This window comes from Pseudoflavonifractor sp. MSJ-37 (genome assembly GCF_018917965.1).
Lineage (GTDB): Bacteria > Bacillota > Clostridia > Oscillospirales > Oscillospiraceae > Pseudoflavonifractor_A.
Genome location: NZ_JAHLPP010000004.1, coordinates 42,011 through 56,538, shown reverse-complemented (window position 1 = coordinate 56,538; position 14,528 = coordinate 42,011). Strand labels below are relative to the sequence as shown.

At 62.0% G+C, this 14,528-nt stretch carries 12 protein-coding genes and 1 riboswitch; of the genes, 2 read left to right on the top strand and 10 right to left on the bottom strand.

Annotated features, from left to right (window positions below; translation table 11 throughout):
• Nucleotides 1–35 precede the first annotated feature (35 nt).
• The 3 genes from KQI12_RS09045 to KQI12_RS09035 all read right to left on the bottom strand — a co-directional run bounded on the left by KQI12_RS09045 (nucleotide 36) and on the right by KQI12_RS09035 (nucleotide 2,899).
• Nucleotides 36–422 carry a DUF5655 domain-containing protein gene (locus tag KQI12_RS09045; protein WP_216572652.1) on the bottom strand — a complete coding sequence of 129 codons (387 nt, stop codon included), beginning with the start codon at nucleotides 420–422 and terminating at the stop codon, nucleotides 36–38.
• A 291-nt stretch (nucleotides 423–713) separates the two neighbouring features.
• Nucleotides 714–1,280, bottom strand: a complete 567-nt coding sequence (locus tag KQI12_RS09040; protein ID WP_216572650.1) for a uracil-DNA glycosylase family protein — start codon at nucleotides 1,278–1,280, stop codon at nucleotides 714–716.
• Nucleotides 1,281–1,513: 233 nt separating this feature from the next.
• Nucleotides 1,514–2,899: a sodium:alanine symporter family protein gene (locus tag KQI12_RS09035; RefSeq protein ID WP_216572648.1), complete on the bottom strand. Its 1,386-nt coding sequence runs from the start codon at nucleotides 2,897–2,899 to the stop codon at nucleotides 1,514–1,516.
• A gap of 186 nt (nucleotides 2,900–3,085) precedes the next feature.
• A riboswitch (glycine riboswitch) is annotated at nucleotides 3,086–3,176 on the bottom strand.
• A gap of 349 nt (nucleotides 3,177–3,525) precedes the next feature.
• Between KQI12_RS09035 and ftsH the strand changes: the two genes are divergently transcribed.
• Entirely contained in the window at nucleotides 3,526–5,370 is a 1,845-nt protein-coding gene (ftsH, locus tag KQI12_RS09030) for an ATP-dependent zinc metalloprotease FtsH (RefSeq protein WP_216572646.1), read from the top strand.
• A 66-nt stretch (nucleotides 5,371–5,436) separates the two neighbouring features.
• Here ftsH and ppk1 read toward each other — a convergent pair whose 3' ends face one another.
• From ppk1 to KQI12_RS09000, 6 genes are all read right to left on the bottom strand, one after another.
• Nucleotides 5,437–7,596 carry a polyphosphate kinase 1 gene (ppk1, locus tag KQI12_RS09025; RefSeq protein WP_216572644.1) on the bottom strand — a complete coding sequence of 720 codons (2,160 nt, stop codon included), beginning with the start codon at nucleotides 7,594–7,596 and terminating at the stop codon, nucleotides 5,437–5,439.
• Nucleotides 7,589–8,491, bottom strand: coding sequence for a phosphatase (locus KQI12_RS09020; protein ID WP_216572642.1), 903 nt, complete (start codon nucleotides 8,489–8,491; stop codon nucleotides 7,589–7,591). The genes ppk1 and KQI12_RS09020 overlap by 8 nt, the downstream gene beginning before the upstream one ends.
• Before the next feature lie 191 nt (nucleotides 8,492–8,682).
• Nucleotides 8,683–8,925 carry a TIGR03905 family TSCPD domain-containing protein gene (locus tag KQI12_RS09015; protein WP_216572640.1) on the bottom strand — a complete coding sequence of 81 codons (243 nt, stop codon included), beginning with the start codon at nucleotides 8,923–8,925 and terminating at the stop codon, nucleotides 8,683–8,685.
• A 75-nt stretch (nucleotides 8,926–9,000) separates the two neighbouring features.
• On the bottom strand, nucleotides 9,001–9,690 hold the full coding sequence (locus KQI12_RS09010) for an LrgB family protein (RefSeq protein WP_216572638.1): 690 nt from the start codon (nucleotides 9,688–9,690) through the stop codon (nucleotides 9,001–9,003).
• Nucleotides 9,683–10,051, bottom strand: coding sequence for a CidA/LrgA family protein (locus KQI12_RS09005; RefSeq protein ID WP_216572636.1), 369 nt, complete (start codon nucleotides 10,049–10,051; stop codon nucleotides 9,683–9,685). The genes KQI12_RS09010 and KQI12_RS09005 overlap by 8 nt, the downstream gene beginning before the upstream one ends.
• A 213-nt stretch (nucleotides 10,052–10,264) precedes the next feature.
• Nucleotides 10,265–11,176, bottom strand: a complete 912-nt coding sequence (locus KQI12_RS09000) for a DMT family transporter (protein ID WP_371818000.1) — start codon at nucleotides 11,174–11,176, stop codon at nucleotides 10,265–10,267.
• 82 nt (nucleotides 11,177–11,258) lie between these two features.
• Between KQI12_RS09000 and KQI12_RS08995 the strand changes: the two genes are divergently transcribed.
• Nucleotides 11,259–11,885: an HAD family phosphatase gene (locus tag KQI12_RS08995; RefSeq protein WP_216572634.1), complete on the top strand. Its 627-nt coding sequence runs from the start codon at nucleotides 11,259–11,261 to the stop codon at nucleotides 11,883–11,885.
• Nucleotides 11,886–11,951: 66 nt separating this feature from the next.
• On the opposite strand, the gene KQI12_RS08990 is transcribed toward KQI12_RS08995, so the two are convergent.
• On the bottom strand, nucleotides 11,952–14,414 hold the full coding sequence (locus tag KQI12_RS08990) for an ATP-dependent helicase (protein WP_216572633.1): 2,463 nt from the start codon (nucleotides 14,412–14,414) through the stop codon (nucleotides 11,952–11,954).
• Nucleotides 14,415–14,528 lie beyond the last annotated feature (114 nt).

Sequence of the window (14,528 nt, the reverse complement as noted above, 5' to 3'; positions counted from 1 at the left end):
AAAAGCACCTCCTGCAAATCACGAGTCGTACAGCATCACTTCGACCGGGCAAAATGGTACGCCTGTTCGATCCAGCCGAACAATTCTCCGTCCAGATCCGACAAATCGCTGATGACGAAATGTGTTGTCCACCGTCCCGGATACGGCTCAGTTTTTGCTGCCACCCGGTCGGATCCCAGCGGGGCGGGCAGCCCCAGCGTAAGTACAAAATGATCTTCGGGCAGCTCCGCTTTCTTTTTCACCTTCAAGAAGGATACGCAGGCATAGAGGTGCCGATCGTAATATGAGATTTGGGATCTTTGCACCTTGATCCGGCTTTCGGGAAATCTGGCAAGCAGCTTTTTCTGAAAATGCTCATACAAAGGATAGACGGTTTGGTGCTGGCTAAAGAAAAGCAAGGTATCTTGCAACGTGGTATCCATCCTGCTCACTCCCGTACACGAACGATGATCGTTGGACCGAGTATACCATATTCTCCAGCCAAAGAATACTTCTTGTCGCACGATTTCGGTACAAAGTCTAACGTCTAATGTGTTACACCTTGACAGCGATGTACAGAACCCCGATATGCAAAAAGCCCCATGTCCAATACCTTACGGCGCAGACATGAGACTTGATGCTTCCTCAGCCCAGCCGGGTCCTCGTGACCGATCCTGACCGCTGCCGTGTCATTTCTCAAACCCGGTCTTATGGATCTGTACGTTTCTGCTCGATCAATAAGTGTGGTCGCAGACCTCCTGGATCTTGGCCTGGAGGGACTTCAGGTCCGCGTAGGTCTCCGGCCGCTTCCGGGGGTCCCGCAGCAGGGCTGCCGGGTGGAAGATGGCCATCATCTCCACCCCTGCTTTCTTAGTCCACTGGCCGTGGTCCCGGGTGATCTTGAAGTCCGGCCGGATCAGCTTCATGGCCGCGATGCGGCCCAGACAGACGATGATCTTGGGCCGGATCAGAGCCACCTGGTTCCGCAGATAGCCGATACAGGCCTCCTGCTCCGCGGGCAGGGGGTCCCGGTTGGCCGGTGGACGGCACTTCACCATATTGCCGATGAACACCTTGGACCGGTCCAGATCAATCATGGCCAGCATCTCATCCAAAAATTTGCCGCCCCGTCCCACGAAGGGACGGCCGGACAGGTCCTCCTGCTCGCCGGGACCCTCCCCGATGAACATGACCTCGGCGTTCTGGGGGCCCTCTCCGAACACCACGTTGTGGCGGGTCTCCCAGAGCGGGCACTTCTGGCAGGACATACACTCCTCATAGAGGGACTTCCAATCCTTCATCCCCGCGCCTCCTCTCTTATTTTCTCGTCCCCTATCATATCACAGCTCTCCGCCCGGCACAAGCAGACCGGCCGGCGCTCTAAAAAGCGCCGGCCGGCCCGCAAGAAGAAAGAAAGAAGAAGGATGATGGGATCTGGGGACCCGGTGGAGCATCATGGCCCACCGACGCCTCCTCATGTGCTATTGTATGTCATCTCATCTGATCCGTCAATAACTTTCCCGATTTTTTCTGTTCATTTTGCTTGATTTTTATGATCCAGGACGTCAGAGTCCTTGGAGATCTTCACGACCACGCTGGATAGAGCGATCAGCGCGATCAGGTTGGGCAGCGCCATCACCGCATTGAAGAAGTCCGCCAGGTTCCATACCAGATCCACCTTCAGCATGGAACCCACCACGATGCAGAGGACCACCAGCACCGCGTAGATCTTGACCGCCTTCCGGCCGAAGAGGTATTTCACGTTCTGCTCCCCGAAGAAGTACCACCCGATGATGGTGGAGAACGCGAAGAAGAGCAGGCAGACCGCCACGAATATATTACCAAAATGGCCGAACACAGTGGAGAAGGCACTCTGGGTCAGAGAGGCCGCCGTGGAATCATTTCCGATCATATCGGGCGTCACCACACCGGTGGTCAGGATGACCAGTGCCGTCAGGGTCAGGACCACGAAGGTGTCGATGAACACGCAGACCATGGCGATATGGCCCTGATCCTCCGGCCTCGCCACCTTGGCCATAGCGTGGGCGTGGGGGGTGGAGCCCATGCCGGCCTCATTGGAGAAGAGGCCACGGGCCACGCCGTAGCGCATGGCCTGCATGATGCCGATGCCCACGCCGCCGCCGAAGATGGCAGACGGAGAGAAAGCGCCCACGACGATGTCGTACAGTACCTCCGGGACCTTGGTGATGTGGAGCAGGATCACGATGAGGCTTCCGATCAGGTAGCAGATCGCCATGATCGGCACCAGCTTCTCCGTGACGGAGGCGATCCGGGTCACACCGCCCATGAAGATGAAGCCCGCCAGCACCGCCAGAACGATGCCCACCGCGAATTTGGGCACATGGAACGCCGTCTCGAAGGCGTTGCTGATGGAGTTGGCCTGGACCATGTTGCCCATGATTCCCAGCGCCAGGATGATCGCCACAGCGAAGAAAGCAGCCATGAACTTGCCGAAACCGCCCTGGAACCGGGCCCGGATATAATAGACAGGTCCGCCGATGACCTCGCCCTTCTCATCCCGGCTCTTGTACTTCTGGGCCAGGACTGCCTCGGCATAGATCGTGGCCATGCCCAGGAACGCCGCGATCCACACCCACAGGACCGCGCCGGGGCCGCCCAGCAGGATGGCCGTGGCACAGCCCACGATGTTGCCCGTGCCCACCTGCGCCGCGATGGACGTGGCCGCCGCCTGGAAGGAACTCATGCCGTCCTTGTCCGCCCTAGCGCCCTTCAGGCTGAAGCCGCCGAACATGGCCCGCCATCCGGTGCCGAACTTCCGGAACTGGATGACGCCCAGCCGGATCGTGAAGAGCAGGCCGGTGAACACCAGCACATAGAGCAGGATGCTGTTCCACACGAAATTGCTGGCCGCGCTGACGAAATTAGAGAGTTGTTCCATACTGACCTTCCTTTCTCTCCCTCCACAGGGATGGTAGCGCTATGGCCCCCGCCGGGTCTCGCTTCGGCAGGGCCTCCCGCGTATGTTGGACAGATTGCCCACCTCCTCTTCGGACGAAAACGGCCGGACCCTCATTCGACGGTCCGGCCAGATACGGCTCCACCGCTCCGGTCTGCCCGGAGCGCTGTAGCCCACTCTGTCCTTTTGCCTGAGAGATCGGCACTTCCGTGCCTTACACCTTCGGCCCCCGTCATCGAGTCTCTCCAGAGTCCGCGCGGTATCGTCCGCACCACAAAGACATTCTCGTCTTTGCTTTGGCATCTTCAACGATATCTTCTATGATACAGCGCGATCACTTATGCAGTTTTCTATCACGCTCTTATCATAACGCATCCCTACGCTTCCGTCAAGCGTTTTTGTCGTTCCAAGGAATACTTCATCTCCTTCCCGCGTCTTTATCACAGAGACGCTTTAGTGTAAAAAAGCTGATGTTCCCACTTCAGGTTCATATATCGTTCATAGTATCGACACGAACTATCCACCATTGGCCTCGTTTTGGATGCTAAACTATGGTATCCCGGATGCGATATGATGCACGATGACAGTGTTTGAAAGGAACGGTCCCTATGAAAGAAGTCAAGCGGTCCAAAAAGCCATGGATCTACTATTACGGCATCGTCCTGGTGGTCCTGATGCTCTTCAACCTCCTGGTCACGCCCCGGATCCTGTCGGCTCAGGTATCCGAGGTGGATTACGGCGTCTTTTTGCAGATGGCAAAGGAACACGAGCTCTCCCAGGTCCAGGTCACGGACAATGAGATCGTGTTCGCTGACCAGAGCGACCCGGTGAAGTACTACAAGACCGGTCGGATGGAGGACCCCTTCCTGGTGGACCGCCTCCAGGACGCCGGCATCACCCAATACGGCTCCCCCATCGTGGAGCAGATGAGTCCTCTGGCGGAGTTCCTGGTCACCTGGATCCTGCCGGTGATCCTCTTCGCCGCTCTGGGCCAGTTCATGATGAAGAAGGCCAACCAGAAGCTCCTTCAAAACGGCGGCTTGGGCGGAGCCATGTCCTTCGGCAAGAGCAACGCCAAGGTCTATGTCCAGTCCACCAACGGCATCCGCTTCGCCGACGTGGCCGGTGAGGACGAGGCCAAGGAGCTCCTGGCCGAGATCGTAGACTACCTGCACCAGCCGGAGAAATACGCCTCCATCGGCGCCACGATCCCCAAGGGCGCTCTGCTGGTGGGCCCTCCGGGCACCGGCAAGACCCTGCTGGCCAAGGCCGTGGCCGGCGAGGCCCAGGTCCCCTTCTTCTCCATCTCCGGCTCGGAGTTCGTGGAGATGTTCGTGGGCGCGGGAGCCGCCAAGGTCCGGGACCTGTTCAAGCAGGCCAATGAGAAGGCCCCCTGCATCGTCTTCATCGACGAGATCGACACCATCGGCAAGAAGCGGGACAGCGGCGGCGTGACCGGCGGCAATGACGAGCGGGAGCAGACTCTGAACCAGCTCCTCACCGAGATGGACGGCTTCGATGCCCGGAAGGGCGTCATCATCCTGGCCGCCACCAACCGCCCCGACTCTCTGGATCCCGCTCTCCTGCGGCCCGGCCGCTTCGACCGGCGGATCCCTGTGGAGCTGCCCGACCTGAAAGGCCGCGAGGACATCCTGAAGGTCCACGCGAAGAAGGTCCGGATGGACGAGAGCGTAGATCTGGCGGCCATCGCCAAGGTGGCGGCGGGCGCTTCCGGCGCGGAGCTGGCCAACATCATCAACGAGGCCGCCCTCCGGGCCGTCCGCTCCGGCCGGAGCACGGTCTACCAGAACGACCTGGAGGAGAGCGTGGAGGTGGTCATCGCCGGCTACCAGAAGAAGAACGCCATCCTCTCCGACCACGAGAAGCGGATCGTGGCCTACCACGAGACCGGCCACGCTCTGGTGGCGGCCCTCCAGTCCCATTCCGCTCCCGTGACCAAGATCACCATCATCCCCCGCACCTCCGGCGCTCTGGGCTATACCATGCAGGTGGAGCAGGACGACCACAACCTCATGAGCCGGGAGGAGCTGGAGAACAAGATCGCCACCCTCACCGGCGGACGGGTGGCAGAGGACCTGATCTTCCACTCGATCACCACCGGCGCCTCCAACGACATCGAACAGGCCACCAAGCTGGCCCGGGCCATGATCGCCCGCTACGGCATGGCCGACGACATCGGCATGGTGGCTCTGGAGACCGTCTCCAACCAGTATCTGGGCGGGGACGCCTCTCTGGCCTGCTCGGCGGAGACCGCCTCTCTGGTGGACCAGAAGGTGATCGCGCTGGTGAAGAAGCAGTACCAGAAGGCGGAGGACCTGCTCCGGGCCAATATGTCCGCCCTCAACGCCCTCTCCCAGTATCTCTATGAGCACGAGACCATCACCGGCGAGGAGTTCATGGGGCTCCTCAAGGACATGGGCGTCAAGGTTTGATGCAGCATCAGGATATGGAAGCGCCCCGCACGGACGGATCCGCGCGGGGCGCTTTTGTCGTTCTCGTCATCGTTCCTTCCGGAAGCGGCCCAGGAGACGACTCAGGAGGCCAGGGGCCTTCTCCGGCTCCGGCGTCAGCGCCTTTTGATGGACCGCGGCCGTGCGGCCCTCCTTGACGGCCTCCTCCATGAGGGCGGTCTGGACACTGAGGGCAGGCTCCCCCTCCGGCTGAGGCACCGGGAGATAGCTCCCATCCGGCTGAAGGAGCCGGGCCTTTTCATTATCGGCGCAGTAGAGGGAGATATAGTGCCGGATCTGGCGGCGGACCGCCGGGTCCCAGATGGGACAGGCCACCTCCACCCGGCGCTCCGTGTTCCGGGTCATCAGGTCCGCCGAACCGATGTAGAGCTTCGTGTCCTCGCCCACGCCGAAGGCGTAGATCCGGGCGTGTTCCAGATAACGGCCCACCACCGAGAACACCTTGATGTGGTCTGTGAGACCGGGGACCCCCGGCCGGAGACAGCAGATGCCCCGGACGTTCATCGTCACCGGCACCCCCGCCTGGCTGGCCTCAGCCAGCTTGTCGATCAGCTCCCGGTCGGTGACGGAGTTCGTCTTGAGGAAGATGCCGGCCTTTTTCCCCTGCCGGGCCTTCTGGATCTCCCCGTCGATCATGTGGATCAGCCGGTCCTTCAGGCTGTTGGGCGACACCAGCAGATACTGGTACTTGGCTTTCAGGTCCGAGGTGGACAGGTTCCGGAACACCGCCGCCGCATCGCTCCCGATCGCGGGGCTGGCGGTCAGGAAGCAGAAGTCAGTGTAGAGCTTGGCGGTCTTTTCGTTGTAGTTTCCGGTACCGACCTGGGTGATGTACTGGATGTGCCCCTTCTCCTGCCGGGTGATCAGGCAGAGCTTGGAGTGGACCTTATACCGCTCGAAGCCGTAGAACACGGTACAGCCCGCCTCCTCCAGACGCTGGGCCCAGCGGATGTTGTTCTGCTCGTCGAATCGGGCCCGCAGCTCCATGAGGACGGTCACGTCCTTGCCGTTCTCGGCGGCGGCGGCCAGATACTCCGCCAGCTTGGCCGTGGAGGCCAGCCGGTAGATCGTGATCTTGATGGACACCACCAGCGGATCCGCCGCGGCCTCCCGGATCAGCTTCAGGAAGGGGTCCATCGTGTGGTAGGGATAGAAGAGGAGCACGTCCCGCCGCAGGATCTGAGGGATCAGAGGCGCGCCCTTCACCAGACTGGAGGGCCACTGGGGCGTATAGGGCGGGTAGCACAGCTCCACCGCCGACTCCGGCGGCAGACGGCTCTCCAACCCATAGACATAGCCCATGGCCAGCGGGGCCTTGGAGCAGAACACATACGCGTCGGCCAGCTCCAGCCGTTGGCACAGATAGCGGCGCAGTTCCTTGGAGGGCTCGCCCTGAAACTCCAGGCGCACCGGGGCCAGACGGGCCCGACGCTTGAGGACCTTCTGCATATGGTCCCGGAAGTCCTCGCCCACATCGTAGTCCTCGTCCTCCGGGCTGATGTCGGCGTTGCGGGTGACAGAGACGATCCTCTGCTCCTCCACCTTGTAGGCGGAGAAGAGCCGGGCGGCGTAGCCCATCACGATCTGCTCCGTCAGCACATACCGCAGGCCCGGCCCCTCCAGCACCAGGAAGGGCGGCAGGCTCTTGGGCACTGGCAGGACACCGAAGCAGTGCTCCCCCTCCCGCCGCAGGGAGAGGATGATGTTCAGGCTCTTGGAGGGCAGGTGCGGGAAGGGCATATGGCTCCCGATCACGATGGGGGACAGCACCGGCTGGACATAGTCCCGGAACCAGCGCTCAGTCTGTTCCCGCTCGCCCTCGCTGAGCTCGTCCATGGACAGGCGGCAGATGCCCCGGGCGCAGAGCCGCTTCTCCAGCTCCTTCACCGTCTTGTCCCGCCGGCGGTATAGGTCAGGCATGACCCGGCAGATCGCCTCCATCTGCTGAGCCGGGGTCAGGCCGCTCTTGTTGTCCACATGGGTCTGCTTGGAGAGGGTCATGTCCGTGATGGAGCCCACCCGGATCATGAAGAACTCGTCCAGATTGCTGGTGAAGATGGCGGCGAATTTCAGCCGCTCGAAGAGGGGGACGCTCTCATCCGCCGCCTCCTCCAGCACCCGCAGGTCGAACTTCAGCCAAGAGAGCTCCCGCTCCTGGGTATATCTGGTGTCGATCTTCTCAGCCATGTCCCTTCACCCCCATCACCCGGTCCAGGAGATAGCCCTCCCGGACGCCATAGCCGCTGACGGTCACCGACTCGATCCCGTAGCGCTCGATGACCGCCTTCAGGATCGTCAGGCCGGGCAGGATCGTGTGGACCCGGTCGGGCACCACCCGCAGGAGCTGGTGCATGGTGTCCAGGTCCCCCTTCTTGAGTTCCTTGTAGAGCGCCCGGATCTCCTCCGCGGACAGGTCGCGGGCGTCGCCGGAGGCCGCCGCGCAGAGCTTCCCCGCCGCCCGGATGGTGCCGCCCACACCGGTCAAATGGGCACAGGAGATCCCGGCGGTCCGGGCCCGGTCCAGCTCCTCCAGCACCCGGTCCCGCATGGCCCTGCGCTCCGTCCGGGTAGGCAGGAGCCCGCCCACATACTTCGTATAGAGGGACAGGGATCCGATGGGCAGGCTGCACTCAGACACGATCTCCCCATCCCGGTATGCTACCAGCTCGGTCGAGCCGCCGCCGATGTCGGCCAGCAGGCCAGTCTCCGGGGCGCCGCCCCCTACGGTGGCCCCCAGGAAGGAATAGGACGCCTCGTCCGTGCCGGAGAGGACCTCCACGTCCAGACCGGTGGCGGTGTGGATCGCCTCCACCGCCTCTCCGGTGTTGATGATGTTCCGCAGAGAGGCCGTGGCGAAGGCCCGGACCTCCCGGATCTCCAGATTGTCGGTGAGGGCCTTGAGGCTCCCCAGTACCTGGCAGGCCACCTGCACGCCCTCGTCCGAGAGGACGCCCTTATGGATGTATCCGGCCAGCCCGGCCATCTCCTTCTTGTTCATGAGGAGCTTGAAGCGCTTCCCCTCCCAATGATAGATTGAGAGCCGGATCGTGTTGGAGCCCACGTCGATGATGCCGCATTTCATATCGTCTCTTCTCCATTTCCAGTCTTATATGGTCCGCATCCCAGCGGGACGCCTCGTTTTCCAAGCTCATTATACCATATCGAGATGCTGGATAGCGCATATCGGACGATCTTTACAAGCATTTTACACAGACCGCCCGGTCTGGACCAAAAACGCGCCCGCAGTCATGACTGACTGCGGGCGCGTTCGACTTACAGTGCCTGCTTCAAGGCCTGGGCCAGCTGGTCGGGACAGGATGTGTCCTTCCAGCCGCACCGGATGCCCTCCAGGCGTGGGATCACGTCCTCCACCTTCATGCCCTCTACCAGCCTGGAGATCCCCTGGAGGTTGCCGTCGCAGCCACCGATGATCTCCACGGACTGGATGATGCCGTCCTCTACCTCGATGAGCATCCGCTGGGAGCAGACGCCCTTCGTCCGATGATCGATCTTCACGTTCTCGTTTCCTCCAAAATGATCAGACTTTTTCCACCGATATCATAGCACACGGTGGAAAAAATGTCGAGCCTCTCACATCACCAGCATGGAAAACACCACCGTCAGGATGCCGCACATGCCGATCGCCAGGCCGCTCATGGCGCCCTCAGTCTCGCCCAGCTCGATGGCCTTGGAGGTGCCCACCGCATGGGAACAGGCGCCGATCGCCAAGCCGGCGGTCATAGGGTCCTCCACCCGGAAGAGCCGGATCAGAGTGGGGGCCAGGATGCTGCCCAGGATGCCGGTGAGGATCACCGCCACCACGGTGATAGAGGTGATGCCCCCGTGAGTCCCGGAGATGCTCACGGCGATGGGGGTCGTCACCGACTTTGGGATCAGGGCGGCGGTGATGCTCTCATCCAGCCGGAAGAGACGGCACAGCCCGTACACGCTCCCCATAGAGGTGACGGAGCCCACAGCACAGCCCACCAGGATGGGCAGCCAGTTCTTCTTCAACAGCTCCACCCGGGTGTAGATGGACACCGCCAGGCAGGCCGTGGCCGGGGCCAGGAACAAGTTGATCAGGGACCCGCCCACGTTGTAGGACTCATAGGGGATATGGAACACCAGCAGGACCCCCACGATCAGCACGATGGCGATGATCAGCGGGTTGCAGGCCACCAGCCCGGTCTTTTTCTGGATCCGGATGCCGATCCAGAACGCGATGACGCTCAGGCTGATGCCGAAGAATGGGGACGCGAACAGTTCGTAGAGATCAGACATCCTTGTTTTCCTTCTTTCTCATCAGATGCAGGGTGAGCTTGATGCTGTATGCGGTGGCGGCAAAGGTCACCACAGTGGTGATCACGCAGATCGCCAGCAGGGGCAGAAGGCTGGACTTGAGCACATCGAAGTAGTTGATGACGCTCACCCCCGCCGGGATGAAGAAGAAGGCCATATTGGCCAGCAGGAAGTCCGACTTCTCCCGGATGTGCTCGATCTTCAGCACTCCGATGGACAGGAGCAGGAAGAGCAGGATCATGCCGATGACGCTGGCCGGGAAATCGATGGGCAGCAGCTTCTCGATGACCTGACTGACCCAGCAGATGGAAAAGATGATGGCGATCTGATAGATGATCTTCAAGGGTATCCGCCTCCGGTGGTCGTTCCAGTAGTGTATCCGCAGTCATCATACAACGAGTGGGATGACTAACAGTTTACGGCGAACCGCCTCCGATGTCAAACCAAGATCCTCCCTCTTTTCCTGTCCCATTTTATGCAGTTTTTTCCGTCCTGAACAGAGACGACGGCAGGCCCGAAGCGCCTGCCGCCGTCTCATCTTACATCATATCTGGTCTTATTCCGGCTCCCCCGCCGGGACGCCTCTCTTCCCTCTCCGCAGGAAGGCGAACTTGGTCTCCGAGCAGACCACCGCCACGAAAATCAGCGCAAAGCCCGCCATCAGTCTTGGCGTCACTGGGTCGCCATAGCAGATCACCGAGAAGAGCACGCCGAACACTGATTCCAGCGACAGGATGATCGACGCGGAAGCCGGGTCGGACCAGACCTGGCCCACGTTCTGGAACAGCAGGGCCACGCAGGTACACATGATGGTGAGATAGGCCATCTGCACGATCAGGTCCATGCGGAAGATCTCCGCCGGCGGCGGAGTCTGGAACAGCAGTCCTCCGATCCAGGCGTATAGGGCCGCGAAGGCGAACTGGAACACCGTCAGCAGATAGATGTCCTTCCCTGGGGATACCTTGGCCACTGCCACGATATGAGCGGCGTAGAAGAAAGCCCCGATCAGGGTCAGGCCGTCGCCCAGCGCGATGTGGAAGCCGCCGTTCATGGAGACCAGCCCCACGCCGGTCACGCAGAGCACCGCCGCCAGGATGTTCCAGCAGTCCGGGCGGCGCTTCATCACCGCCCAGTACAGGAAGGGCACCAGCACACAGTATACCGCCGTCAAAAACGCATTGTTGGAGGGCGTCGTCCATTGGATGCCGAAGGTCTGCACCGAATAGGCGGTACAGAGGAACGCGCCGATGACCGCGCCCCGCCACAGGTAGTCCGGCGTGAACTCCTTCCACTTCTTCCAGCACACCAGGGCCAGGAGCGCCGCGCCGCCGGTGAAGCGGGCGGCCAGCAGATAGAAGGTGGGGATCACGTCCACCGCCCCCTTCATGATGAAGAAAGAGGAGCCCCAGATGAACGCCGCGGCAAAAAGCATGGGCTTGGCCAGACGGCGCATGAGATGTTCGTTCACAGTTCGTTCCACTCCCTTATCGTGATCATACCGGGATCGTGCTATAATAGAGGAAAACAGGATATCAGGAAGGATCTGTGCCATGCTTTTGTTCGACCTGGACGGGACCCTCATCGACTCCAACGGAGTCTGGGTCCAAGTCGATGACACATTTTTGGCCCGCCGGGGGCTCCGGCCCACGCCGGAGTACAACGACACCGTGGGCCACTCCATCTTCCCGGCGGCGGCCCGGTTCACCCGGGACTACTACCATCTGGAGGACACGCCGGAGGCCATCATGGCCGAGTGGATGGATCTGGCCCGGGATGCCTATGCCCATCATGTTCCTCTGAAGCCAGGCGTCCGCCCCTTCCTGGCCCGGTGTCAGGCGGCCGGAGAAGAGATGGCCCTGGCCACGGCCTGTGTGCCGGAGCTGTGCTTCTCCGTCTTGGAACGCCATGGTCTCCGGGAGACCTTCGCCCCCATCCTCTTCGCTCAGGAGCTGGGCGTGGAGAAGCGGGACCCCCGCTATTTCCAAGCCGTGCTGGACCGGGTGTCCGCTCGTCCGGAGGACTGCACCCTTTTTGAGGACTCCCCTGGCGCCTGCCGGACCGCCCGGGAGGCCGGGATCCGGGTAGTAGGCGTCTACGACGCCTTCTATGAGGCCCGGCAGGAGGAGGTCCGCACCCTCTCCCACCGGTATATCCACTGTTTCACAGAGCTTCTGTGATATCCTGCGCTGCCCGCGCCGCCGATCCTGGCGGCGCGGGCCTTTTGTTGTGGTCCCGCCAAGCGGTCACGCCTTCTTCATATGCTGGGCCGCGGCCTTGAGCATGAGCTTCTTGGTACCGTTCCCTTCGAAGGCGATCTCCACCAGAGCGTCGCCGCCCATGGGGGTCAAGCCCGTGATCATGCCCTTGCCGAAGGCCTTGTGGACCACCGTGTCGCCCTTCTGGAAGTCGGGCAGAGGCGCCGCGGCCCGGGACGCGCGGACCAGCTCTACGCTCCGGGCCCCGGCCGCGGGACGGCCGGCGGCGGTCTGGCCGCCCACGGAATACCCCCGGTCGCAAGAGATCCGGGACCGCCCCGCGCTCTGGGACTGGGCCGTCCGCCGGATGCCCTCACCGCCGGAGGCGCCGCTCCGTCCGGTCTGTTCCACACAGGCCGGCGGGATCTCACTGAGGAAGCGGGAGGGCCGGTTGGCGCTGGTCCGGCCGAAGAGCATCCGCTGGGCGGCGCAGGTCATGTACAGCCGCTCCTTGGCCCGGGTCATGGCCACATAGCACAGACGGCGCTCCTCCTCCATCTCATCGGGCTCGCCGATGGCGCGGATGCCGGGGAAGATGCCCTCTTCCACGCCCACCACGAACACCACTGGGAACTCCAGGCCCTTGGCTGAGTGCATGGTCATCATGACCACACAGTCCTCGTTGGGGTCGTGGCTGTCCAGATCCGTATAGAGGGCGATCTCGTCCAGGAACCCGGCCAGGCTGGGCTCGTCCCCGGCGTTGTCCAGGTAGTTTTGGATCGAGGAGGACAGCTCGTGGACGTTCTCCAGACGGGTCCGGTCCTCGATGGTGTTCTTCTGCTCCAGCATGGAGGCGTAGCCCGTGCGGGCCACCAGTTCCTCATAGAAGGCGGGCAGTTCCATCTCACCCGCCTCCTTCCGCAGGTCCCCGATCATCTCCACGAACTGGCCCAGCTTGGGGGCGGCCTTTTGGAGCTCCGGGAACTCCCGTGCCCGGGAGACGATCTCCCACAGGGGCTTGCCCAGCTGGAGGGCCAGATCCTGAGCCCGCTCGATGGTGGTGACGCCGATGCCCCGGGCCGGCACGTTGATGATGCGGGTCAGGCGCAGGTCATCGTTGGGGTTGTTGATGACGCACAGGTAGGCCAGCATATCCTTGACCTCGGCCCGGTCGAAGAAGCGGATGCCGCCTACGATCCGGTAGGGGATGCCGTTTCGCTTGAAGGCCTGCTCGATTTGGTTGGACTGGGCGTTCATCCGGTAGAGGACCGCGTGGTCCCGCCAATGCCGCCCCTCGGAGACATCCGACAGGATCTGGGCGGCCACGAACTGGGCCTCGTCGCTCTCGTTCATGGCGGTGTAGCACTTCACCTTGTCGCCGGGGGCCTGATCCGTCCAGAGCTCCTTGCCCTTGCGGCCCTGGTTGTTGCGGATCACCGCGTTGGAGGCTGCCAGGATGTTGCCGCTGGAGCGATAGTTCTGCTCCAGCCGGATGGCCCGGACGCCCCGCTTGTCGTACTGTTTCTCAAAGGAGAGGATGTTCTCGATCGTGGCTCCCCGGAAGCGGTAGATGGACTGGTCGTCATCGCCCACCACACAGAAGTTCTCATAGCCGCCCGCCAGTGTGGAGGCCAGCAGGTACTGGAGGTTGTTGGTGTCCTGATACTCGTCGATGAGGACATAGCGGAACTTCTTCTGATAATAGCTCCGGACCTCCTCGAAGCCCAGCAGGAGCCGGACCGTGTGGAGGATGATGTCGTCGAAGTCCAGCGCGTTGGCGTCCCGCAGGCGCTTCTCATACTCCACATAGACCTTGGCGATCTTGGTCAGACGGAAGTCTCCGGCCTTCTCGCACTCGGCCAGATAGTCCTTCCCAAGCTTCATGGCGTCCTTGGCCCGGGAGATATAGCCCAGGATGGTCTTGGGCGGGAAGGACTTGTCATCCAGGCCGAAGTCCTTGACGATGTCCTTCACCACCCGCTCGGAGTCGGCGCTGTCGTAGATCGTGAACGAGCTGTCGAAGCCCAGGCGGTCGATGTCCCGCCGCAGGATCCGCACGCAGGCGGAGTGGAAGGTGGAAGCCCAGATATCATTGGCGGAGGGCCCCAGCAGTTTCTCCAGCCGCTCCCGGAGTTCTCCGGCGGCCTTGTTGGTAAAGGTGATGGCCAGGATGGACCAGGGCACTGCCGGCTCCACCCGGCACAGCCGCTCGATCTCCGGCTTCCGGACCGGGTCGGGGGCGGCTACATAGGCCTCCAGGGCGGCCAGCTCTGCCGGCCCCACCCACTCAGGGACCTCATCGCAGTCAGAGCCGCGGCCATATTTCATCAGGTTGGCGATCCGGTGGATGAGCACAGTGGTCTTTCCGCTGCCTGCGCCGGCCAGCAGGAGGAGCGGCCCCTCGGTGGCCAGCACTGCCTTGCGCTGCTGCGGGTTCAGGCCCGGGAAGTCCAGCGCGATGGCCGCCCGCCGGGCCTGACAGAAACGCAGCTCTTGTTCTTGATCCAGCATACGATCCCTCTTTCTAACTCGGTTCAACACAAATTGCTCTTTATTGTACCACAGATGCCTCTGCCCCGCAAATATGAAATGCCCGGCGGCCATCGTCCCCCGATGGCCGCCGGG